This window comes from Arthrobacter arabinosi, from assembly GCF_054511115.1.
Genome location: NZ_JBTNDF010000006.1, coordinates 60802 through 81478, shown reverse-complemented (window position 1 = coordinate 81478; position 20677 = coordinate 60802). Strand labels below are relative to the sequence as shown.

Sequence of the window (20677 nt, the reverse complement as noted above, 5' to 3'; positions counted from 1 at the left end):
CCCGGGTCGGGGGAGCGACGCGGAAGACCGGTCGGCGTGACCCGCAGCAGCTAACGATGAGGTGGATGTGACATCCGGACCAGACCGTCCGTTCGGCAGTAGGCCGAGCCCAGCACGTGGAACGATCGGCAGACGTCGAAGTCCGCTGATACCCACCATCATCGTGGTGGCGGTGATCGTGATCGCCTTCGTCTACCTGTCCCAGGTCTACGCGGACGTCCTCTGGTACAGCCAGCTCGGGTTCCTCGAAGTCTTCGTGACCGAGAACCTGTCGCGCATCGTCCTCTTCGTCGTCGCGTTCGTCATCATGGCGGCGGCGGTGTACTTCAGCCTGCGCATCGCCTTCCGCAACCGGCCGATCTACGCGCCGGACAGCGCCATCCAGGACAACCTGAACAGGTACCAGGCCCAGCTGGAGCCGATCCGCCGCCTGCTGATGTTCGGGATCCCCGTGGTCCTCGGCGCGTTCGCCGGCACCGCAGCCTCCTCGCAGTGGCAGGAGGTGCTGCTGTTCATCAACCAGGAGCCCTTCAACCGGCAGGATCCCCAGTTCGGCCTGGACTACGCCTTCTACATGTTCACGCTGCCGTTCCTGAACTTCCTCACGGGGTTCCTGATCAGCGTCGTCATCATCAGTGCCATCGCGACGGTCCTCACGCACTACCTCTACGGCGGCATCCGCCTCGAGGAGAAGGGCCTGTTCACGACCAGGTCGGCCCGGGTGCAGATCGCCGTCGTCGCGGCCCTCTTCCTGGTGCTGCAGGGCATCAACTACTGGCTCGACCGGTACGACACCCTCCTCAAGCAGGGGACGTGGGCCGGCGCGCTCTACACGGACGTCAACGCCGTCATCCCCACCAAGGCCATCCTCGCTGTCGCCGCGATCATCGTCGCCGCCCTGTTCGCCGCCTCGGCGTTCATCGGACGCTGGCGCCTGCCGCTGATCGGCACCGCGATGCTCATCATCACCGCCCTGCTCGCGGGCGGCGTGTACCCCTCGGTGGTGCAGCGCTTCCAGGTGCGTCCCTCGGAGCTCAGCCTCGAGGAGCAGTACATCGACCGGAACATCACGCTCACCCGCGAGGCCTACGGGCTGGACCGGGTGGAGGTCGAGCCCTACTCGCCGGAAGCGATCCCGGCGGCCGGCGCCCTGGGCGACGACGGCGAGACCACCGCCAACATCCGGCTGCTCGACCCGAACCTGGTGTCGGACGCCTTCAGCCAGCTCCAGCAGTTCCGCCAGTACTACCAGTTCCCCGAGACCCTCAACGTGGACCGCTACGAGATCGACGGCGAGGTCCAGGACACGGTGATCGCGGTGCGTGAACTCGACACGAACGGTGTGCCCGACGGCTGGGTCAACGAGCACGTCTTCTACACCCACGGCTACGGCGTCGTGGCCGCGGCCGGTTCGACCGTGCAGCCCGACGGCCGCCCGTCCTTCCTGCAGTCCGGCATCCCCTCGACCGGCGTGCTGGGCGACGAGTCGACCTACGAACCCCGCATCTACTTCGGGGAGGAATCCCCCGAGTACTCGGTCGTGGGAGCCCCTGAGGGCCAGGCCCCGGCCGAGATCGACCGGCCGCAGAACGAGAACTCCGACGCCGAGTCCCGCACGACCTTCGACGGCGACGGCGGACCGAACGTCGGCAACACGTTCAACCGCCTCGTCTACGCCCTGAAGTTCCAGTCCACCGATCTGCTGCTGTCCAACCAGGTCAACAGCGACTCGCAGATCCTGTACGACCGCGAGCCCGTGGACCGGGTCCGCAAGGTGGCCCCCTACCTGACGCTGGACGGCAACAGCTACCCCGCGATCGTCGACGGCCGGGTCAAGTGGATCATCGACGGCTACACCACGAGCGCCAGCTTCCCCTACTCGATGCAGCAGGAACTCGAGCAGGCGACGCAGGATTCGCAGACGGCCGAGGGCCTCGCCACCGCGCTGCCCGCGGAGCGCGTCAACTACATCCGCAACGCCGTGAAAGCCACCGTCGACGCCTACGACGGCTCCGTGACCCTGTATGCGTGGGACGACCAGGACCCGATCATGAAGTCGTGGCAGAACGTCTACCCGTCCTCGCTCAAGCCCTACAGCGACATGTCCGCCGACCTCCTGGCGCATGTCCGCTACCCGGAGGACCTGTTCAAGGTCCAGCGGGAGCTCCTCGCGCGCTATCACGTCACCGACACGGACGCCTTCTACAACAACAGCGAGGCGTGGAGCGTGCCGGCGGACCCGGGCGCGGCGTCGGACAGCGCGACGACGGCGTCCACGCCCCGGCAGCCCCCGTTCTACCTGACCCTGCAGATGCCGAACCAGGAGAAGGCGGCGTTCTCCCTGACCACGCCGTACATCCCCTACGTGCCCGTGGGCCAGACGCCGAGGAACGTGCTGTACGGCTTCCTCGCCGCCAACGGCGACGCCGGTACGGGCGAGGACGGCGAGAAGAACGAGAACTACGGCCGCCTGACCCTGCTCGACAGCTCCGGCCAGGATTCCGTGGTCGGTCCGGGACAGGCCCAGAATCTCTTCAACTCGGACACGACCGTGTCGCAGGAGCTGAACCTGCTGCGGCAGGGTGCCTCCGAGGTCATCAACGGGAACCTGCTGACGCTGCCGATCGGCGGCGGCATCGCCTACGTGCAGCCCGTCTACGTGCAGTCCTCGGGAAGCTCGTCCTTCCCGGTCCTGCGGCGGGTGCTGGTCAGCTTCGGGGAGACCGTCGGCTTCGCGCCGACCCTCGCCGAGGCGCTGGACCAGGTGTTCGGCGGCAACTCGGGAGCCACCACCGGTGACCAGGAGAATGTCGGCGAGACGCCGACCGACCCGGCGGCGCCTCCGGCCGAGGGTGAAGGGACGCCGGCGCCGTCGCCCGGTCCCACACCGTCGCCCTCCGAGGGCGGCACACCGGGCGGGGCGACCGGCGACCCGGCCGCGGACCTGCGGGCCGCACTGGATGACGCGAACACCGCGATCCAGGACGGCAACGCAGCCCTCGAGGCGGGGGACTTCGCGGCCTACGGTGAGGCGCAGGACCGCCTGCAGGAGGCCATCCAGCGGGCGCTCGACGCCGAGGAGCGCGGCGCCGCGGCCGGCGGGCAGTAGGCCGATTTGCTTCTCCTCCCCGTGGCCGGTAACGTTAGTTACACGCCGCGGGGTGGAGCAGTTCGGTAGCTCGCTGGGCTCATAACCCAGAGGTCACAGGTTCAAATCCTGTCCCCGCAACGGAAAAGAAGTCCGGTCCACCATCTGGTGGGCCGGACTTCTTGCTGTCCCCCGACAGCGTGGTCCTCCCGCGACTGTCTGCCTTCCCTCAGACACGTTCCGTGAGTGTCGCCGCTGTGACGACGACCCCGCTGTCGCCCCGGAGTGCGGACTCTGCACCCCGCGGTGCAGCCTCTGCGGCCGGCGGCCGCTGCAGCAGTTCGAGCAGCAGGACGGCGGTCAGCGCCCCGACCGCGGTCCACAGGATCATCCCCGGCGTCAGGGGCCTCACGAACAATAGGACAGCCGCGCCGATGACGGCGATCGTGATCCTGAGGTACCGGCGGGAGCGGTACAGGAACGCGCCGAACCGGCCGGTGGTCACCCCGGTGCCCTCCGCCGCCGCACGCGCCCGTCCGGCCAGGGAGACCGTCCCGAGGCGTACCGCCCTCGCGCCGCGGAACGGCCCCGCGAGATAGGCGACGACCGCGGTGGTGAGGCCGGCCACGCCCACGGCGAGGGCCGTCGAGGAGAGCAGCGGCACCAGGGCGTCGTAGATCGCCCCGGCCGCGTCCGACGGCAGGTACAGCGGCGAGAGCGCGGTGACGGTGACGATGCGACCGACGGCGACGCCGAGGGCGAGGAACGCCATCGCGACCGCCAGGCCGACTCCCACCCGGATCAGCGCCCTCGCCCTCCTCCTCGCGACGAGGACACCGCCGGCGAGCAGGGCGATGCTGACCCAGGGGAGCCCGAAGCCGACCGCGTCGACCACCAGGTAGGCCGTGCGCGCCCGGACGAGCTGGTCCGACCGGGCGACGACGACGGTGCGGTCGACGGCGGGGATGCGGTCGGCCAGCGCGAATCCCCGGTCCGCCAGCTGCCCCTTGACCGCCGCGATGACCGGTCCCAGCTGAATGCCCACCTCGCCGGTGTCGCTGATCACGACGGAACCCGAGGTGTCGCCCCTGATCGCGGCGGTCAGCCCGGCGTGGCTGCTCCGCAGTGCCTGGTCCCACACCTGGTCGAAGCCGTCGGAGGCGAGGAGGTCCTCGGTCGTGGAGCGGATCAGCTCCCGGGAACCCTCCACGGCCGGCCGTTCGAGGAATTGGAGCGCTTCCGCCACCCGGGGTGGGAGGTCGAGGGTCGCGAGGCCGTCGAACAGGTCCGAGGTGATCGTCTCGAGGTCGACGTCCTCCTCCACGGCGACGGTGATCTCGTCGACCAGGAAGGCCCGGACGGCGGGGTCGTCGAGGATCGGCGCCACGGTGGCGACGAACCGGTCGGTGTCCGTGACCTCGGCCTTCGTCCACACGGCGACGACGGCGAGCGGGGCGAGGAGCACCCCGAGCACGATCAGCAGCGCGGCGAGGACGGCGCGTCCGCGTCCGGTCCCGCGCCCGCGTACCGGCGGGGGAGTCGCGGCCGGATCGGCCTGGAGCTGCGACTGCAGCCGGGCGACCTCCGCCGACAGCCGGGCGACTTCCTGGTCCCTCGGCCGGGTGACATCCATCTGCGCTGCGCCTCTCGGGTCGGAGGATGGGGGAAGGCTCCCCGGGGTCAGGCGAGGAGCCTGGCCTTCTGGGCGGCGAATTCCTCCTCCGTCAGGACCCCGTCGTCCCTCAGGGACGCGAGCTCCCTGAGCCGGCCGATCAGATCCTCGGCCTCGGCCCCGGACGTGGGCGCCGGAGCCTGCGCGGCCGTCTCCTGGTCATGGGCCCGGCTGCGGTCGGCAGCGATCTGAGCATCGCGGCCGGCGAACCTGGCGGCCTGCCGGCGCTGCACCCGCCCGCTCACGGCGGTGGCGGTGCCGGCGACGACGGCGGTGCGGGCGACCCCGCGAAGTAGACCTGGCATGTCCTCGTCTCCTCAGTCTGTCGCGTCGAGCGCGTCGAGCGCCTCGATGATGTCGGTGGCGGGAATCCGTGCGCTGGCGATCAGCTCTCCACCGCTCTGGCGGACCGCGGCGACGAACCGCGCGGCCCACGTGTTCTCGTAGACGATGAGTGCGGCCACCGTCCCGGGGGCCATGGCGTCCGTCGCCTGGCGTATGTCGTCGACGCCGAGGATCCCGGAGGATGCCCCCGCGAAGGTGGAGAACCCGCCCTTCGCGGCGAGGGGATCCGTGATGTCCACGACCTGGACGGTCCCGTCCTCCGCCTTCCGGACGATCCGCAGGTCGAAGAGGCGGATGACTCCCCGCTCGACGAGGTCCATGAGCGCGGGGGCGGCCTCGCCGGTCAGGCGGTCGGGCGAGAACTCGAGGAGGACGAAGTCGATGGGGGCGACGATGGCCTCGTCGTCGATCACCGGCGTTCCTGTGCTGGTCCCTGCGGTCCCTTCTGGCATGGTGACTCCTCCTGTGTCGCGTCCGGGCGGACGCTGCGTACACAGAGAGTGCCGCACAGCAGCGGTGCGCGCATCACCCCTAGGTGATGATGCGGGGATGTCAGCCCTGCGAGAGGGCCTTGAAGGCGCTCAGGGCCCGCTCCCGGCTCTCCTTCAGATCGACGATCGGCTCAGGGTAGCCGGGGGCCTCGCCCTTCCACGGCTCGTGCAGGTTGTCGGCGTCTGCGAGTTCGGGGACGAAGCGGAGGAGGTACCGGCCGTCGCGGTCGAACTTCTTGCTCTGCAGCACCGGGTTGAAGATCCTGAAGTAGGGGCTGGCGTCCGCCCCGGATCCCGCCACCCACTGCCAGCTCGCGGCGTTGCTCGCGGCGTCGGCGTCGACGAGGCAGTCCCAGAACCACTGTTCGCCCACGCGCCAGTCGATCAGGAGGTTCTTGATGAGGAACGACGCCGTCGCCATGCGCACCCGGTTGTGCATCCAGCCGATCTCCCACATCTGGCGCATCCCGGCGTCGATCAGTGGATAGCCCGTGCGTCCCCGCTGCCAGGCCTCCAGCTCGGCAGGCGTGGAGCTCTCCCAGGCGAAGGCATTGAACTCGGGCCGGTAGTTGACGGTGGCGAGCTCGGGGTTGAAGTACAGGAGCTGCCAGCTGAACTCACGCCAGCCGAGCTCGGACCCGAACACGCGGATGTCCTCGGCCGTCGAACTGTCCTTGTGGTCCTGCGCGGCGTGCCAGACCTCGAACGGACTGATCTCGCCGAACCGCAGGTGGGGGGAGAGCATGCTGGTGCCCTGGACGGCGGGCAGGTTGCGCTTGTCCTTGTAGCCGTGGGCGGCGCCGTCGAGGAAGTCGTCCAGGCGGGCGTGGGCGCCGGCCTCACCCGGCGTCCAGGTCGCCCGCAGGCCCTGCGCCCAATCGGGCGTGGTCGGGAGCAGGTCCCAGTCGCCGAGGTCCTCGGACGCCAGCTGCGGGCCGCTGAGGGACGCGGGAGCGGGCAGGGGGGTGCGAGGGGTGCGGAAGGTGAGGCAGGCCCGCCAGAAGGGGGTGAACACCTTGTAGGCCTCGCCGGAGCCGGACGTCACCTCCCACGGTTCGTACAGGAGGTTCGCCTGGAAGCTCGTCGCCTCGACGCCCCGCTCCAGCAGCGACGCCTTGAGCGCCGCATCCGCGGTGCGTTCGGCCAGGCCGTAGCGCCGGTTCCAGAGGACCGACTGCGCCGAGCACTCCCCGACGAGCTGCGGGAGGACCTCCGCCGCGGCGCCGCGCCGCAGGACGAGCGGGATGCCGAGTTCGGCGAGGGACTCGCCCAGCGCTGCGAGCGAGTGGTGGAGCCACCAGCGCGATGCGCCCCCCAGCGGCCGGAGGCCCTCGGTCTGCTCGTCGAGGACATAGCAGGCGACGACGTCGTCTCCCGTCTCCGCGGCCCGGGCGAGCGCGGGGTTGTCGGAGATCCGAAGGTCATCGCGGAACCACACCAGAGTCACGGCCATGCCCTCAATCTACCGGCGGGGTCCGACACTCCGGACGGCGGACACAGCAGGGGACCGCAGCCGGTCGGCTGCGGTCCCCTGTGCGCCGGCTCCTCGACGACCCGCCGGCCCGGAGCTGGTCCTCCGCGGGTCAGGAGTGGATCAGTACGTGGTCTCGCTCTTCGTCGACGACGTGCCGGCGTCCGCGACGTCGCTCTCGGAGCCCTGGCCGATCGCGGACCGCGTTCCCGCGCCGGACTTCAGCGCCGCGAGGCGGGCTTCGATCTCGGTCTGCTCCCCGAGGTCCTCGAGGCTCTCGAACTGGGCGTCCAGGCTCGACGACGCGAGCTCCTGCTGCCCGCGGACCTTGGCCTCCTCACGGCGGATCTTCTCCTCGAACCGGCCCACCTCACTCGTCGGGTCCATGAAGTCGATGCTCTTGACGGCGTCGTGCACCTGCTGCTGGGCCTGCGCGGTGCGGGAGCGCGCGATCAGCTGGTCGCGCTTGACGGTCAGCTCGTTGAGCTTGCCCCGCATCTGGTTGAGGCCGTCCTTGAGCTTCTCGACGATCTCCGTCTGGGAGGCGATCGTCGGCTCGGCGCCCTTCGCCTCGTTCTCCGCCGACATCTGGCGCTGGATGGCGACCTTGGCGAGGTTGTCGAACTTCTGGGCGTCGGCGGTGTCGCCGGACGCGCGGTACTCATCGGCCTTGCGGGACGCGGCGACGGCCTTGTTGCCCCAGCTGCGGGCGTTCTCGACGTCCTCGTTGTAGTCGTCCTGCATCATCCGCAGGTTGCCGATGGTCTGCGCGACGGCACTCTCGGCCTCGGCGATGCTGTTGGTGAAGTCGCGGACCATCTGGTCGAGCATCTTCTGCGGATCCTCCGCCTGGTCGAGCAACGCGTTGATGTTGGCTCGGGTGAGCTGAGCCATCCTGCCGAATATCGACTGCTTTACCATTGATTTCCCTTTCGATTCTGCGAATGGTCCTTGTGTGCTGCCCTCACGGGGCGGGTCGGCTAGAAGTCGCCGCCGCCGCCGCCGAAGTCTCCGAAACCGCCTCCGCCTCCGCCGAAGCCGCCGAAGCCGCCGCCGCCGAAGCTCCCGCCGTCGCCCCCGAAACCGCCACCACCGAAGCCGCCGCCACCGTCGTGGTGGCCGCCGCCGAACCCGCCGCCGTTGAGGAGGCCGCCGAGGAGGATGCCGCCCAGCAGGGCGCCCCCCATCCCGTCGCCGCCGCGGCCGCCGTATCCGCGGCCTCCGTACCCGCCGCCCATGCCGCCGCCGAAGCCGTCGACGTCCTGCTCGGCGAGCTGGGCGGCCTGTTCGGCGAGCATCGTCGCCTGCTGGGCGTGGGCGAGCGCGGTCACGGGGTCCGAGCGCTGGAGATCCACGGCGTAGTCGAGGTTGCGCTCCGCCTCGGCGAGGCGGGTGCGGGCTTCGCTGCCCACGCCTCCGCGGCGGGCACGGATGTAGTCGGCCGTCCCGGAGATGCTGGACTGGGCCGTGATCAGCGCGTGCTGGAGGGAGTCCAGGGCGCGCCGGTTGTTCTCGGCCTGGTCACGCACACCCCCGAGGGCGGCGTCGAGCTGCGCGTGTGCCGCCTCCAGTCGCTGCAGCAGGGCCAGGGGGTTGCTGCGGCCGTTCTGCCGTTCCTGCCGCACGGTCGCGACGGCGGCCTGGAGGTCCGCGATCGGGCCTGCGAGGTCACGGTACTGCCCGGTGCGGTCCATGGCCTGCGCCTGGGCGAGGTCCTGCTCGCTGTCGGGGAGTGCCCGCTCGAGCTCGCGCTCCGCGGCGCCCAGTTCCTCTGCACGCTTGTCGATGGCGTCCAGCAGGACCGCGCTCTGGTGCACCGATTCCTCGGCTGCGCGGACGGCGACGACGGCACGCCCGGTGTCGCCCTGCGCCATGCGGGACTGTGCTTCCGTGGCCGCGCTGCCGACGAAGTCCAGGCGTTCGCGGGCCTGCTCGATGTTGTCCGAGACCTGGGTGGTGGCCGTCTCGAGGTATCGGCCCTGCAGCGTCCGCAGGGTCTGCTCGGCGGTGGAGAAGCGCCGGCGGGCTTCGTCCGCGGCGGCCTGCGCGCGGCGCAGGGCGTCGGGTGCGTTCCGCTCGAGCTCGCGCAGCGCGTCGAAGTCCTCCTTGTGTTCCTGCAGGGAGGCGTTGACGTCCTCGCAGCGCCGGATGATCTCACCGAGCCACTGGCGCTGCTGCTGCTCGGTGTCCGGGATGTGGTCGTCGAGCTGCTGCTGGAGCTTGAACGACTCGCCCATGTGCTGCTTCGCGGCCGCGATGTCCTGGGAGAACGTGGCGATGGCCTCGGACCCGTACTGGGCCTCCGCGAAACCGAGCTCCTGCTCGCTGGACTTGATGGCGTCGTCGGCGGCGACCAGGAGGCTCCCCGCGCGCTTCCGCAGGTCCTCCACGCTCAGTGCCGCGAGCGGGTCCACGACCTCGCCGTCCTCGGACGGCACCGGTCCGTAACCGTACTCCTCGCGCTTCCGCTGGGCGCTGCCGCCGCCGCGGTTCTTGAGCAGCATGTACCCGCCGGCCCCGGCGACGGCCACGAGACCGCCGACGAGGACGAGCCCGCCGAGGCCGCTGCCGCCGCCGTCCGGGGCGGTGCCGCCACCCGCGGGGCCGCCGGTCCCGCCGACGAGCGCCTGGTCGATCCCCTCGACCGCAGCCAGGCCGCCGCCGAGCCAGTCATCGGCCTGGAGTTCCGGGATGACATAGCTCGTACGGATCTCCTGCACGGACGGGTAGATGCCCGAGCGCTGTCCGGCGACGAGTCCCACTTCACGCTGGTCCACCGCGACCGCGAGGACGGCTTCCTCGGCCGACGCCGCGTTGGTGACGGCGACCTCCTCGGCCCACTGCTCGGCGCCGCTCGGGTTCTCGAACGCGTCCACGTAGGCCACGCGGACGGTGAAATCCCGGGAGGACCGCAGGTCCGCGATCGCGGCCTCGAGCTCGTCCTCCTCCTCCGGGCTGAGGACCCCGGCGTTGTCGATCACGTAGTCCCCGGACGGGAAGGTGAGAGGCTCGTCGGCGACGGCCGCCGCAGCCGAGACCAACGGGATGGCCACGACGGCACCCAGGACAGCAGAGACGCGGGCGCGCCTGCTCATCATTCGCATTTTCGACCCTTCAGCACGTCCTCCGGCCGGTCCGGTCCCAGGACTGAGGCCGGCGGATGCCGGAGGCTCCCTGTCTTCCCGATTCTATGGTCGGTCCGGAAGAGCGTCCACCACCGTCACCTATGCCGCTAGCGAAAGCCGCCGGGCATACCGGGGGATACTGGACACGACCTCCCGGGGGCGGCGTGCCGTGCCCACACATTTCCAGCGACTTCTCAGATTCCGCCCAGTGAACGCATGCTGAAGGCTCAGAGAAGGTTGCCATGATGTGGTCAACAGCAACGAAAGGACCCCCATGAACGAGCAGCCGGGCAACTCCGACCGACCCCTGCCCCCCAAGCCGCAGGCCCCGCCGTCGTGGGGAGCGGGCTGGAACGGCCGGCAGGCGGACCAGCCCGCGAGCCCGCCCACGGCACCCCTGGACGCGCCGCGGACGGGATCCTCCCACGCCGCGTATGCGGGACATCGGCCCTTCTACGGCGAGCAGAGCCACGGCATCGGTCCGGCCGCGGCCGGCGGTCGCACCGGCACCGGGGGACGCCGGCGCGTGGGCCTGGCCACCTTCGCGGCAGGCGTACTCGCTGCCGGCCTGATCGGTGGAGGGGCCGCCGCGGCGGGCCTCAACGCTCTCGACGACAGCCCCGCGGCGGGGACGTCCCAGGCGGCACCCGAGTCGATCGTCGTGAACGACACCGATGACGTCAACACCATCACCGGGGCCGCCGTCAAGGCCTCACCCAGTGTGGTCACCCTCGCGGTCAGTGGGGGCACCGCCGGCGGCTCGGGATCCGGCATCATCCTCGACACCGATGGACACATCCTCACCAACACGCATGTCGTGACCCTCGGCGGCCAGGTCTCGGACCCGACCGTGGAGGTCAAGCTCAACGACGGGCGGGTCTTCCCGGCGACGGTGGTCGGAACGGATCCGCTGAGTGATCTCGCCGTCGTCAAGATCGACGCCCCCGACCTCACCGCCGCGACCCTCGGCAATTCCGACGAACTGAACGTCGGGGACACGGCGATCGCCATCGGCGCGCCGCTGGGCCTCAGCGGCACGGTGACGGACGGCATCGTCTCGACGCTGAACAGGACCATCAGCGTGGCGTCCTCCGCCGTGCCGGAGGAGCAGCCGGACAGCTCGCCGTCCGACGACGGCGAAGGCTTCAACTTCCTCCCCCCGGGCGGCTCGGGCGGACAGCAGCCGCAGTCGCAGGGATCCATCTACCTGAACGTCATCCAGACGGACGCCGCCATCAACCAGGGCAACTCGGGAGGCGCGCTCGTCGACGCCGACGGCCGGATCATCGGCGTCAACGTCGCGATCGCCTCGGGGGGCTCGGGGGAGTCCACCGGGAACATCGGGGTCGGTTTCTCCATCCCCATCAACTACGCGGACCGCATCGCCCAGGAGATCATCGCCGACGGCGAAGCGGCGCACGGCTTCCTCGGGGTCAGCGTCACGGCGGCCGGGAACGACGGGGCCCAGAGCACGTCGACCTTCTCCTCCGGGGCGCTCGTCGAGTCCGTCGAGCCGGGATCACCGGCCGCGGACGCCGACCTGCAGGTGGGCGACGTGATCACCAAGGTGGGCAACTACACCATCAGCGACCCCCAGTCCCTCACGGCGGCGGTCCGCATCCAGGCGGTCGGACAGCAGGTGCCGGTCGAACTGATCCGCGGCGGCGAAGCGCAGACGGTGGACGTCACGCCGGCCCAGGCACCCACGCCGTAGCTGCACCGGCAGCGTCGGCGGGCCGAGCAGCCGACGAGTCCAGGAGGCACCAGGAGGCGGTCCCGGATCGGGGACCGCCTCCCGTTCGTTGACGGTACGGTGCGCGAGCAGCAGCGGGCACCGCCACCCCGTGTCGGCTCCCTGTGGTTAGCTAGTCGATGGGAAGATCCCCGGACGAGGAAGGTCATCAATGGACGAGGCCACAGCAGGCGGACTGCGCATCGCAGTCCTGGTGAAGCATGTTCCGGACGCTCAGTTCGACCGCCACATCGGCGGCGACGACCTGACGACCGTCCGTTCCGAGAGCATCCTCTCCGAACTCGACGAGTACGCCCTCGAGGCAGCCCTCCAGCTCGTCGAGGGCCACGGGGGAGCAGCAGCGGGGCACCGCGTCACGGCGATCACGATGGGCCCCGCGGCCGCCGTGAACGCCGTGAAGAAGTCACTCCAGATCGGTGCGGACGACGGCGTCCACCTCACCGACGACGCCCTCACCGGCTCCGACGCCTCCGCCACCTCCCGGGCCCTGGCAGCCCTCGTGCAGCACGTCGGGCCGTTCGACCTCGTGCTCACCGGGATGGCGTCCACGGACGGCGAGACCTCCCTCGTGCCGGCGCAGCTCGCCGAACGGCTCGACCTCCCGCAGGTGACGTTCGCGGCGTCGCTCGATCTGACCCCGGTCGACGGCGGCTGGACGCTCGCCGCGCGGCGGGACAACGACACGTACGCGGAGACCATCGAGTCCTCGCTGCCGGCGCTCGTGTCGGTGACCGACCAGATCAACGATCCCCGCTACCCGAACTTCAAGGGCATCATGGCGGCGAAGAAGAAGCAGATCCGGGTCCTGTCCCTCGCCGAGATCGGCCTGCAGCCCGACGAGGTGGGATTCGCCGGATCGTGGACGACGGTGGAGGCGGCCGCCCCGCGGCCGCCGCGCAGCCAGGGCATCGTCATCACCGATGACGACGGCGACGCCGGGATCAGGCTCGTCGACTTCCTCGCCGGACAGAAGCTCCTCTAGCCGGTGCCCGCCCGCTCGTCCGTTCCTTCCAGGAGGGTTCCCTCATGACCTCGGTCCTCGTATTCCTCGACCACCCCGCCGCCAGCCTCGCCAAGAGCGAGCGCGAACTCCTGTCCCTCGGGGCTTCGCTCGGCGAGGTCGCCGTCGCCCTCGCCGGCGAGGCGGGGCAGGCCTATCTGGACGGCGTCGGATCCTACGGCGTGCAGCGGTACTACCGGCCGGAGGACGCCGCCGTCTCGGACGTGCTCGTGGCGGGGAAGGCCGCGTTCCTCGCCGAGGCCGTGCGCGCATCCGGCGCGCGGATCGTGCTGCTCGGCAACTCCTACGAGGCGAAGGAGATCGCCGCCCGCGTGGGGATCAAGCTCGACGCCGGGGTCATCACGGACGTCGTATCGCTCGACGGCGACCTGACCGCGACGAAATCGGATTTCGCCGGTTCCTACACCGTCGAGTGCCGGGTGACCACGGGCACCACCATCCTCACCGTCAAGCCGAACAGCTTCGAGGCCGTGGAGGCGGGCCTCCCCTCCTCCCCGGAGGAGGTCCGGGTCGCGGTCGGGCTTCCCCGCGCCGCCGCACGGGTCACGGGCCGGGTCGAGAAGCCGGCCAGCGGCCGGCCCGAGCTCACCGAGGCCCGCGTGATCGTCGCGGGGGGTCGCGGCGTGGACGGCGACTTCGGTCCGCTCGAGGACCTGGCGGACGCACTCGGCGGCGCCGTCGGAGCGTCGCGGGCGGCCACCGATGCCGGCTGGATCGAGCATTCGGCGCAGATCGGCCAGACCGGCAAGACCGTCTCCCCCCAGCTGTACATCTCAGCGGGCATCTCGGGGGCCATCCAGCAGAAGGCGGGGATGCAGACGTCCAAGGTGATCGTCGCCATCAACAAGGACCCCGATTCGCCGATCTTCGAGATCGCCGATTTCGGGATCGTCGGGGACCTGACCACGGTGCTGCCGCAGGCCACCGAGGAGATCCGGAAGCGCGGGCTGTAGGGCGTGCCGATCGACCCGGAGGCCGCCCCTCCCGGACGCGTCCTCGTGTTCGCCGCCCACCCCGACGACATCGACTTCGGCGCGTCCGCAACGATCGCCCGGTGGACGGCCGCCGGCGCAGAGGTCAGCTACTGCATCCTCACGGACGGCGACGCCGGCGGCTTCTCGGACGAGGACCGGCCGGGACTCGCCGCGCTCCGGCGGGAGGAGCAGATCGATGCGGCACGGCTCGTCGGGGTCACCGACGTCAGCTTCCTGGGCGAGGCGGACGGCTACCTCCAACCGACGGACGGCGTGATCCGTGAGATCGTCCGGCGGATGCGGGAGGTCCGGCCCGACATCGTGCTGTCCATGCATCCGGAACGCAGCTGGGACCGGATCCAGAAGAGCCACCCGGACCACCTCGCGTGCGGGGAGGCCGTGACGCGCGCCATCTATCCGGCGGTCGAGAACCCGTTCGCCTACCCCGAGCTCGAGGCGGCCGGGCTCCGGAGCTTCCGGGTGCCCTGGCTGTGGTTCTACGGGGGGCCGGCGCACCTCGAGAACCGCTTCGTCGACGTCACGGGGTCCGAGGACACCAAGATCGCCGCGATCAGCGCCCACCGTAGCCAGCATCCCGATGTCGAGCGGATGCAGACCCGGGTCCGGCACATCCTCCTCGGCAACGCGCGTCGCGCCGGGCTGCCGGAGGGTCGCAGCGCCGAGTCCTTCCACGTGGTGGGCATCAACACCGACGAGACGATCGCGGGCTTCTAGCGGCGCTTCCTGCTGCTGCTCAGGCCCCGAGCGGGATCTGGGCGACGATCGGCAGGGTCGGCGTCGTCGAACCGCCCTCGGGCTCGACGGTGAGCGCGAGGGCGCTGAATCCGCCGATGTCCGTGAGTTCGGTGACCTTCGTCCCGGCGACGTCCTCACCGGTCATCGTGCCGACCGAGACCGGGTCCGTGCCGTCGGCCGGGATCCGCCACATCTGGTAGACGTACCCGGGAGCCGGCGACGGCACCCCGCTGAGCGTGACCACGGCCGCATTCTCCTCCCCGGAGACCGCGAGATCCGCCGTTCCTCCCGCCGCGAGGCGCAGCTCGGTCGTCCTGACGTCCGACGCCTGCAGGACCTGCTCCTGGAGGGTGGTCTGCTGGAGGTTCTGGGCGATCGTCACACCGCCGACGGCGAGCACGGCCGCCGCGGCGGCAGCGACCACCCAGCGGGCGGCACGCGACGACATCGAGGCCCTTGCCGTGCGGCGCTTCGACAGTTCGTCCTGGCCGCCGTCCCGGGCAGGATCCTGGTGCGCGTCGGGAGCGGACGGGTGACCGGTCGCCGCTCCTGCGGACGAGCCGGCCTGCACGGCCGCCGGTCCTGCGGGCTCCTGCGTAACGGCGGGGAGCCTGGCGACGATGCGGTCGAAGAGATCGGCCGGCGGGTCGACCTGTTCGGACGCGTAGGCCATCGTCACCGTCTCACGGTTCGCGCGGACGCGTTCCGCGAACGTCGCGCTGACGGCCGGGCCGGCATCCGCCACGAACGCTTCGATGACACGGCGTTCGTCCGCGCTGATGGCGTCGAGCGCATAGAGTTCTGCCCACTCGAGGACGTGGCCCCGGGCGAGATCCGTGCCGAGGTCGTCGGCGAATCGTCTGTTCATATCCTTGTCCTGCATCTCAGTTCACCCCCAGGCATGTCTTCAGTCGGATCAGTCCGTCACGGATCCTCGATTTGATCGTCGGTACCGCGACGCCGAGCTTCTCGGCCACCTCGCGGTAGGTGAGGCCCCCGTAGTAGGCGAGTCTCACCGATTCCTGCTGCGTCTCCGTCAGCGTGTCGAGGCACCGCACGACGCCCTCCGCCTCGAGGCGCTGCGTCACGGTGTCGACGACGTCGTCGTGGTCCACCGTCTGGGTGGCGGCCCCGTACCGTGCCTCACGGTCCGTCGCGCTCTGTTCGGAGCGCACCTTGTCCACGGCCCGGCGGTGCGCCAGGGTCATCAGCCAGGCCATGGGGCTGCCGAGTGCCGGGTTGAAGCGGTCCGCGGTGTTCCAGACCTGGAGATACACCTCCTGCGTGGCGTCCTCGCTGAGGTCCGGATCGATGAGGACGCGCCGGGCGAGCCCGTAGACGCGTCTCGACGTCTGCTCGTAGAACAGGGCGAAGGCGGTGCGATCCTGACGGGCGATCCTCGTCAGCAGGTCGGTCAGGGTGGGGCCGGCATCGGGGTCGGCGGCGGACCCGTCGGATGCGGGAGCGACTGGGCTGACCCGGCTTACTCGTGGCGTTTCCATAGGGCTCCAGCATAAAGCGCTGCCGGCGCCCCGCCGAACTCCCACGGCACCCGCGCGCCGGGGGAGTGGACGAGCTTCATGGACAAGCCCCATTCCAGGCCCCCTGCCGGTGTTGAGTTTTACGCTGACATGGGCTATTCGGAGCTACCGGGCCGCCGGATGGTCCGTGCGGGGCGCCTCCTCCGCGGGCTCGTACGTCGCGACCGCGATCAGGGAGTCGGCGTTCAGGACGAAGGCGTCGCCGAGGCGCTCCACGAAGGCCGCGCGCACGCGCTGCAGCGCCTCGGGCTCGTCCGGCAGCAACCAGCGGTACCCGGTGCCCAGCACCAGCGACCAGGCGTAGTCCGGTTCGAGCGGGACGGTCAGCCCGAACTGCTCGACCTGCACGTCGGACAGCCCGCGCGCGTGCAGCCAGTCGGTCAGCTGGCGGACCGAGGCCAGCTTCCCGCAGTTCTCCACGAAGACCAGACCGGGCCGCCGGCCCGCCGCGCCAGCCTCGTCCGCGTGGAGGACGTCGAGCAGGATGCGCCCGAATGCCTCCAGGGCGCCGTCGTCCCACGTGCTCAGGGCGATCCTCCCGCCGGGCCGGAGCATGCGGACGATCCGGTCCATGTCGGCGTCCATGTTCTCCAGGAGGAGGACGCCGTAGCAGCTCACGACGGCGTCGTACGGCGCCTCGGGCGCCCACCGTGCCGGATCCACGGGGTGGAAGAGGACGCCGTCGAGTCCGAGTGCCTCCGCCTTCGCCTTCGCCAGGTCCAGCATCGCCGAGGAGCGGTCGACGGCGTCGACGCGTCCGTCCGGTCCGGTGAGCTGCGCGGCGGGGATGGTCCCCGTGCCCGTCGCGGCGAACACGTCGAGCACACGCTCACCGACGAGGATGTCGGCGGCGGCGACCACGGCGTTGCTCACCGGGTTCCAGACCGCGGGAGCGAGGCGGTCGTGGTCCTCCGCCCCGCCGTCGGGCAGTGTTGCGGCATGGCGAGCAGGCATGGGGGCTCCTAGGCGTGGATCATCGCTGGGCCCCTGCGAAGCCCTGCTGGCGCCAGGCTTCGTAGAGGACGATGGATGCGGTGTTGGCGAGGTTGAGCGATCGGCGCGAGGGCAGCATGGGGACGCGCACGCGGGACGTGACGTGCCGGTCCTGCTTCACGGCGGCAGGCAGCCCGTCGGATTCGCGCCCGAACAGCAGCACGTCCCCGGGCTCGTAGGCGATGTCCGTGTAGGAGACGTCTCCCTCGGAGGTGAACGCGAACACCCGGACGGGCTGCAGGGCGGCCCACGCGTCCTCCAGGCTGCTGTGCACGTGCAGCACCGTGAGGTCGTGGTAGTCGAGCCCCGCCCGCTTCAGCTTCGAGTCCTCCAGGCTGAATCCCAGCGGTTCGACGAGGTGCAGTTCGGCACCGGCCACGGCCGCGAGTCGGATGGCGGCCCCGGTGTTGCCGGGGATCTCGGGCGTGTGGAAGAGGATGCGGAACACGCTTTCATCCTAGCTTCCGGCCGCGGCCAGCAGGCGCGCGAGGACGGGCAGCTGCACGACGTTCGGAGTGGGCCCCGAGGCAAGGAACGAACGGAGGGTGCGGACGGCGGTGCCCGCATTCACCACCTGCACGAGCGTCGGCGACGCGCGGTCGAAGCCGGGCGGGACGTCGATCACGGGGGTGAAGGGATTGTCCGGCGCCCCGTGGACCACCACCCAGCCGGCGACGTTGCACTCGGGGAAGAGGTCCTGCACGGCACGCACCGTCGCCGGTAGCCCGAGTTCCACCGGCCGCCCCTGGTGGCGGAGGGACCGGCCGTCCCAGGAGAAGTTGCCGGGGGGAGCGGTGAAGGAGTCGATCACCGCCATCCGGTAGCCGGCCAGCAGGACGTGGCCGGCCGTCGTCCGGCCCCGGTCGCCGAACTCGACGCCGTTGACCAGCCGTGCGGCCGGGTAGGTCGGCAGCAGTGCCCTCTCGAGCAGCGCCGCGGTCCGGAGCTCGCCGTCGATCCTCGCGCGCACACCGGACGAGAGCCGCGCGAACATGCCGGGCTGCCGGGGAGCGCCGTGGAGCTGCCGGCCGGCGAGGATCAGGGGGACGGCGGGCGGGGACGACGGCGAGAACGGGGGCAGGTAGTCCGGGGCGGACCTCGCTGCCTCCTCGTCCTCCACGCTCGTGCGCGTGGAGCCACGCGGCGGCTGCGCGCCGTGGGTGCGCCCGGCCGCCGGACCCCGGGTGCGGGCGGCGCCGGCTCCTCCTGCGGCACCGCCGGTCGAGGGCCGACCGCGTCCGGTCTCGGCGTCGTAGCGCTCCCGGCGCCGGGGGTCGCCCAGCGTCTCGTACGCGACGGCGACGTCGTGGAACCGTTCGGCGCTGCCGCCGAGGTCGGGATGGGCGGTACGGGCCGCCCGTCGGTAGGCGTCCTTGATGTCCTTGGCGTCGGCGTCGGAGCGCACTCCGAGGATGTCGTAGTACGACTTCCGTCCTGCCTCTGCCATCGATGGGCCCTCTCTGGTGTCCGTCGGGTCCCTGCGGACGCCAGGGCCGCCGTCGGAGCCGCCCCGCGTCCCGGCCCGCCGCCTGCGCTTCCCCCGACACTAGAGGCATGCAGGGGACCGGACCAAGGCGGCGTCCCGCCGGCCTCCTCCGTGTGCAGGCGCTGGTACAACGTGGCAGCGGGCCGGGAAGTTCGCCGCCGAGTCCCGGCCGTCCGCAGAGGTCGCGTCTCAGCCCGCGCGCCGGTACAGGGTGTAGAGGGCGGAGTCCTCGGTGAGCAGGGAGGAGAGCGTCAGCGCGAGCGCGTCCGCTGGGCTCTGTCCCACCGCTATCCGCGGTCCGTCGCCGCCGACCAGGAGCGGGCTGACGGACAGGCACAGCTCGTCCACGGCCCCGGACCGGGTGAAGTCGCCGAGCACAGCCGGGCCTCCTTCGCAGAGGACCCTCAGCAGTCCGCGCCGGCCGAGCTCGGCGAGCGCGGTCGGCGCCTCCACGGTGTCGGCGCCGCAGTCGACGACGTCGGCCACCTCCTCGAGGGCGGCACGCCGGTCCGCCGGCGCCCCGGCGCTGGTGAGGACGACCGGGCGGACGGGCGCCCGGCGGAAGAAGTCGGAGACCGGGTCCAGGGCGAGGCTGCCCGAGATCACCGCGACGGCGGGGTGTGCGGCGAGCCCGTGGGCCGAGCGCCAGGACCGGGCGTCGCAGTCGACGAGTTCACCGCCGTAGCCTTCCGCGCGGATCGTGCCCGCTCCCACCAGCACCACGTCGGCGAGCCGCCGCAGGACCGCGAAGATGCGCTGGTCGCCGTCGTTCCCGAGGCCCGCGGAGAAGCCGCCGCTCGTGGCGGCGCCGTCGGCGGCGGCGATGAAGTTGAAGCGCACGTAGGGCCTGTCGGTGGCCGGGTAGGCGTAGATGCGGTGCAGGGCGTCGTCGTCGACCGGCGCGCCGGTGGGCGGGAGGAGCGAGGTGATCATCGGGCAGCCGGCTCGTTGAACTCGCCCATGTTGTGCTTCAGGTAGGCGGGTCGCCGCCACCCCAGGACGGCCTCGGTGAGGTTGATCGCGGCCCGGGACGCCGCCACGTTGTGCATACGGACCACGCGGGCGCCCCCGAGGATGCAGATCACGGCGGCGGCGAGCGACCCCTCCACGCGCTCGCCCTTCGGGCGGTCGAGTGTCTCGCCGATGAAGTCCTTGTTGGACACCGCGGCGAGGGTGGGGAAGCCCAGCCCGGCGATCTCGGGGAAGCGGCGCGTGATCTCGAGCGAGTGCAGGGTGTTCTTGTTGAGGTCGTGTCCGGGGTCGAGGAGGATGCGGTCCTCCGGGATACCGAGCCGCACGGCGTCGTCGACCCTCCGGAGGAGGAAGTCGGCGATCTCGCCCACCACGTCGCCGTAGGTCGGCCGTGCGTACACGGTCCGCGGTGCGGCGAGGCTGTGGGTGATGACCAGGTGCGCGCCGGCCTCGGCGACCACCGCGGCCATGTCCGGGTCCCGCAGCCCCGTGGTGTCGTTGACCACGGTGGCGCCGGCGGCCAGCGCCTGGCGGGCGACCTCCGGCAGGAACGTGTCGGCGGAGATGATGACGTCGGACGCCGCACGCACGGCGGTGATCACCGGGACGATCCGGTCGATCTCCTCCGACGCCGGGATGGGGTCGCCCGGAGCGAAGGGCGCGCCGCCGATGTCCACCCAGTCGGCTCCGTCGTCGACGGCCCGGAGGGACGCCTCGACGGCCGCCTGGAGCGCGAACGTCGCCCCGCCGTCGTAGAACGAGTCCGGGGTCCGGTTGATCACGGCCATGAGCGCGACCTGCCGGTCGAAGTCCAGGGTGCGCGTACCGAACGTGTGCACCGCGTGCCGGAAGCCGGGGCGGTACGGGCTGGAGGCGGAGGGCGCCGCTGCGTGACTGTCCACCCAGTCTTTCTACCACTGCGGGCTGGGAGGGCGTCGGGGCGGCGTCGGGAGGTGATGCGTGCCACCGGAATCGTCGGCCCGGCCGGG

18 protein-coding genes and 1 tRNA gene are annotated in these 20677 nt (G+C 71.1%); 6 read left to right on the top strand and 13 right to left on the bottom strand.

Going from position 1 to position 20677, the window contains the following annotated elements:
- Positions 1 to 67: 67 nt before the first annotated feature.
- Together ACX80P_RS14520 and ACX80P_RS14515 are read left to right on the top strand one after the other, a co-directional pair.
- Positions 68 to 3109 (top strand): UPF0182 family membrane protein, encoded by a 3042-nt coding sequence (locus ACX80P_RS14520; protein WP_459278817.1) that lies wholly within the window; start codon positions 68 to 70, stop codon positions 3107 to 3109.
- 46 nt (positions 3110 to 3155) lie between these two features.
- Positions 3156 to 3229, top strand: a tRNA-Met gene (locus tag ACX80P_RS14515).
- 88 nt (positions 3230 to 3317) lie between these two features.
- Here the strand turns inward: ACX80P_RS14515 and ACX80P_RS14510 are convergent.
- The 6 genes from ACX80P_RS14510 to ACX80P_RS14485 all read right to left on the bottom strand — a co-directional run bounded on the left by ACX80P_RS14510 (position 3318) and on the right by ACX80P_RS14485 (position 10165).
- Positions 3318 to 4721, bottom strand: a complete 1404-nt coding sequence (locus ACX80P_RS14510; RefSeq protein WP_459278816.1) for a hypothetical protein — start codon at positions 4719 to 4721, stop codon at positions 3318 to 3320.
- Between the two features lie 47 nt (positions 4722 to 4768).
- On the bottom strand, positions 4769 to 5065 hold the full coding sequence (locus tag ACX80P_RS14505) for an SHOCT domain-containing protein (protein ID WP_459278815.1): 297 nt from the start codon (positions 5063 to 5065) through the stop codon (positions 4769 to 4771).
- A gap of 12 nt (positions 5066 to 5077) precedes the next feature.
- A complete protein-coding gene (locus ACX80P_RS14500; RefSeq protein ID WP_459278814.1) occupies positions 5078 to 5557 on the bottom strand; it encodes a DUF6325 family protein in 480 nt (159 codons plus the stop codon).
- A 100-nt stretch (positions 5558 to 5657) separates the two neighbouring features.
- A complete protein-coding gene (locus ACX80P_RS14495; protein ID WP_459278813.1) occupies positions 5658 to 7049 on the bottom strand; it encodes a cryptochrome/photolyase family protein in 1392 nt (463 codons plus the stop codon).
- 141 nt (positions 7050 to 7190) lie between these two features.
- Positions 7191 to 7988, bottom strand: a complete 798-nt coding sequence (locus ACX80P_RS14490; RefSeq protein WP_459278812.1) for a PspA/IM30 family protein — start codon at positions 7986 to 7988, stop codon at positions 7191 to 7193.
- Positions 7989 to 8047: 59 nt separating this feature from the next.
- A complete protein-coding gene (locus ACX80P_RS14485) occupies positions 8048 to 10165 on the bottom strand; it encodes a TPM domain-containing protein (protein WP_459278811.1) in 2118 nt (705 codons plus the stop codon).
- Positions 10166 to 10466: 301 nt separating this feature from the next.
- Here ACX80P_RS14485 and ACX80P_RS14480 point away from each other — a divergent pair, with 301 nt between their 5' ends.
- The 4 genes from ACX80P_RS14480 (at position 10467) to ACX80P_RS14465 (ending at position 14675) form a co-directional block, all read left to right on the top strand.
- Positions 10467 to 11906, top strand: coding sequence for a S1C family serine protease (locus tag ACX80P_RS14480; RefSeq protein WP_459278810.1), 1440 nt, complete (start codon positions 10467 to 10469; stop codon positions 11904 to 11906).
- A gap of 190 nt (positions 11907 to 12096) precedes the next feature.
- Positions 12097 to 12927: an electron transfer flavoprotein subunit beta/FixA family protein gene (locus ACX80P_RS14475; protein ID WP_459278809.1), complete on the top strand. Its 831-nt coding sequence runs from the start codon at positions 12097 to 12099 to the stop codon at positions 12925 to 12927.
- Between the two features lie 44 nt (positions 12928 to 12971).
- Complete coding sequence (locus tag ACX80P_RS14470; RefSeq protein WP_459278808.1) at positions 12972 to 13919, top strand: electron transfer flavoprotein subunit alpha/FixB family protein; 948 nt, start codon at positions 12972 to 12974, stop codon at positions 13917 to 13919.
- Between the two features lie 3 nt (positions 13920 to 13922).
- Positions 13923 to 14675 carry a PIG-L deacetylase family protein gene (locus ACX80P_RS14465; protein WP_459278807.1) on the top strand — a complete coding sequence of 251 codons (753 nt, stop codon included), beginning with the start codon at positions 13923 to 13925 and terminating at the stop codon, positions 14673 to 14675.
- Between the two features lie 19 nt (positions 14676 to 14694).
- On the opposite strand, the gene ACX80P_RS14460 is transcribed toward ACX80P_RS14465, so the two are convergent.
- The 7 genes from ACX80P_RS14460 to folP all read right to left on the bottom strand — a co-directional run bounded on the left by ACX80P_RS14460 (position 14695) and on the right by folP (position 20590).
- Complete coding sequence (locus ACX80P_RS14460) at positions 14695 to 15564, bottom strand: anti-sigma factor (protein WP_459278806.1); 870 nt, start codon at positions 15562 to 15564, stop codon at positions 14695 to 14697.
- 16 nt (positions 15565 to 15580) lie between these two features.
- Positions 15581 to 16198, bottom strand: a complete 618-nt coding sequence (locus tag ACX80P_RS14455; RefSeq protein WP_459278805.1) for an ECF RNA polymerase sigma factor SigK — start codon at positions 16196 to 16198, stop codon at positions 15581 to 15583.
- A gap of 144 nt (positions 16199 to 16342) precedes the next feature.
- Positions 16343 to 17191, bottom strand: coding sequence for a class I SAM-dependent methyltransferase (locus tag ACX80P_RS14450; protein WP_459278804.1), 849 nt, complete (start codon positions 17189 to 17191; stop codon positions 16343 to 16345).
- 19 nt (positions 17192 to 17210) lie between these two features.
- The gene (locus ACX80P_RS14445) at positions 17211 to 17678 is read right to left on the bottom strand and encodes a tRNA (cytidine(34)-2'-O)-methyltransferase (RefSeq protein ID WP_459278803.1); all 468 of its coding nucleotides are present in this window, start codon (positions 17676 to 17678) and stop codon (positions 17211 to 17213) included.
- A gap of 9 nt (positions 17679 to 17687) precedes the next feature.
- The gene (locus ACX80P_RS14440) at positions 17688 to 18677 is read right to left on the bottom strand and encodes a J domain-containing protein (RefSeq protein ID WP_459278802.1); all 990 of its coding nucleotides are present in this window, start codon (positions 18675 to 18677) and stop codon (positions 17688 to 17690) included.
- 228 nt (positions 18678 to 18905) lie between these two features.
- Positions 18906 to 19649 carry a pyrimidine reductase family protein gene (locus ACX80P_RS14435; protein WP_459278801.1) on the bottom strand — a complete coding sequence of 248 codons (744 nt, stop codon included), beginning with the start codon at positions 19647 to 19649 and terminating at the stop codon, positions 18906 to 18908.
- Complete coding sequence (folP, locus tag ACX80P_RS14430) at positions 19646 to 20590, bottom strand: dihydropteroate synthase (protein ID WP_459278800.1); 945 nt, start codon at positions 20588 to 20590, stop codon at positions 19646 to 19648. Before folP ends, ACX80P_RS14435 begins: the two co-directional genes overlap by 4 nt.
- Between the last annotated feature and the right edge of the window lie 87 nt (positions 20591 to 20677).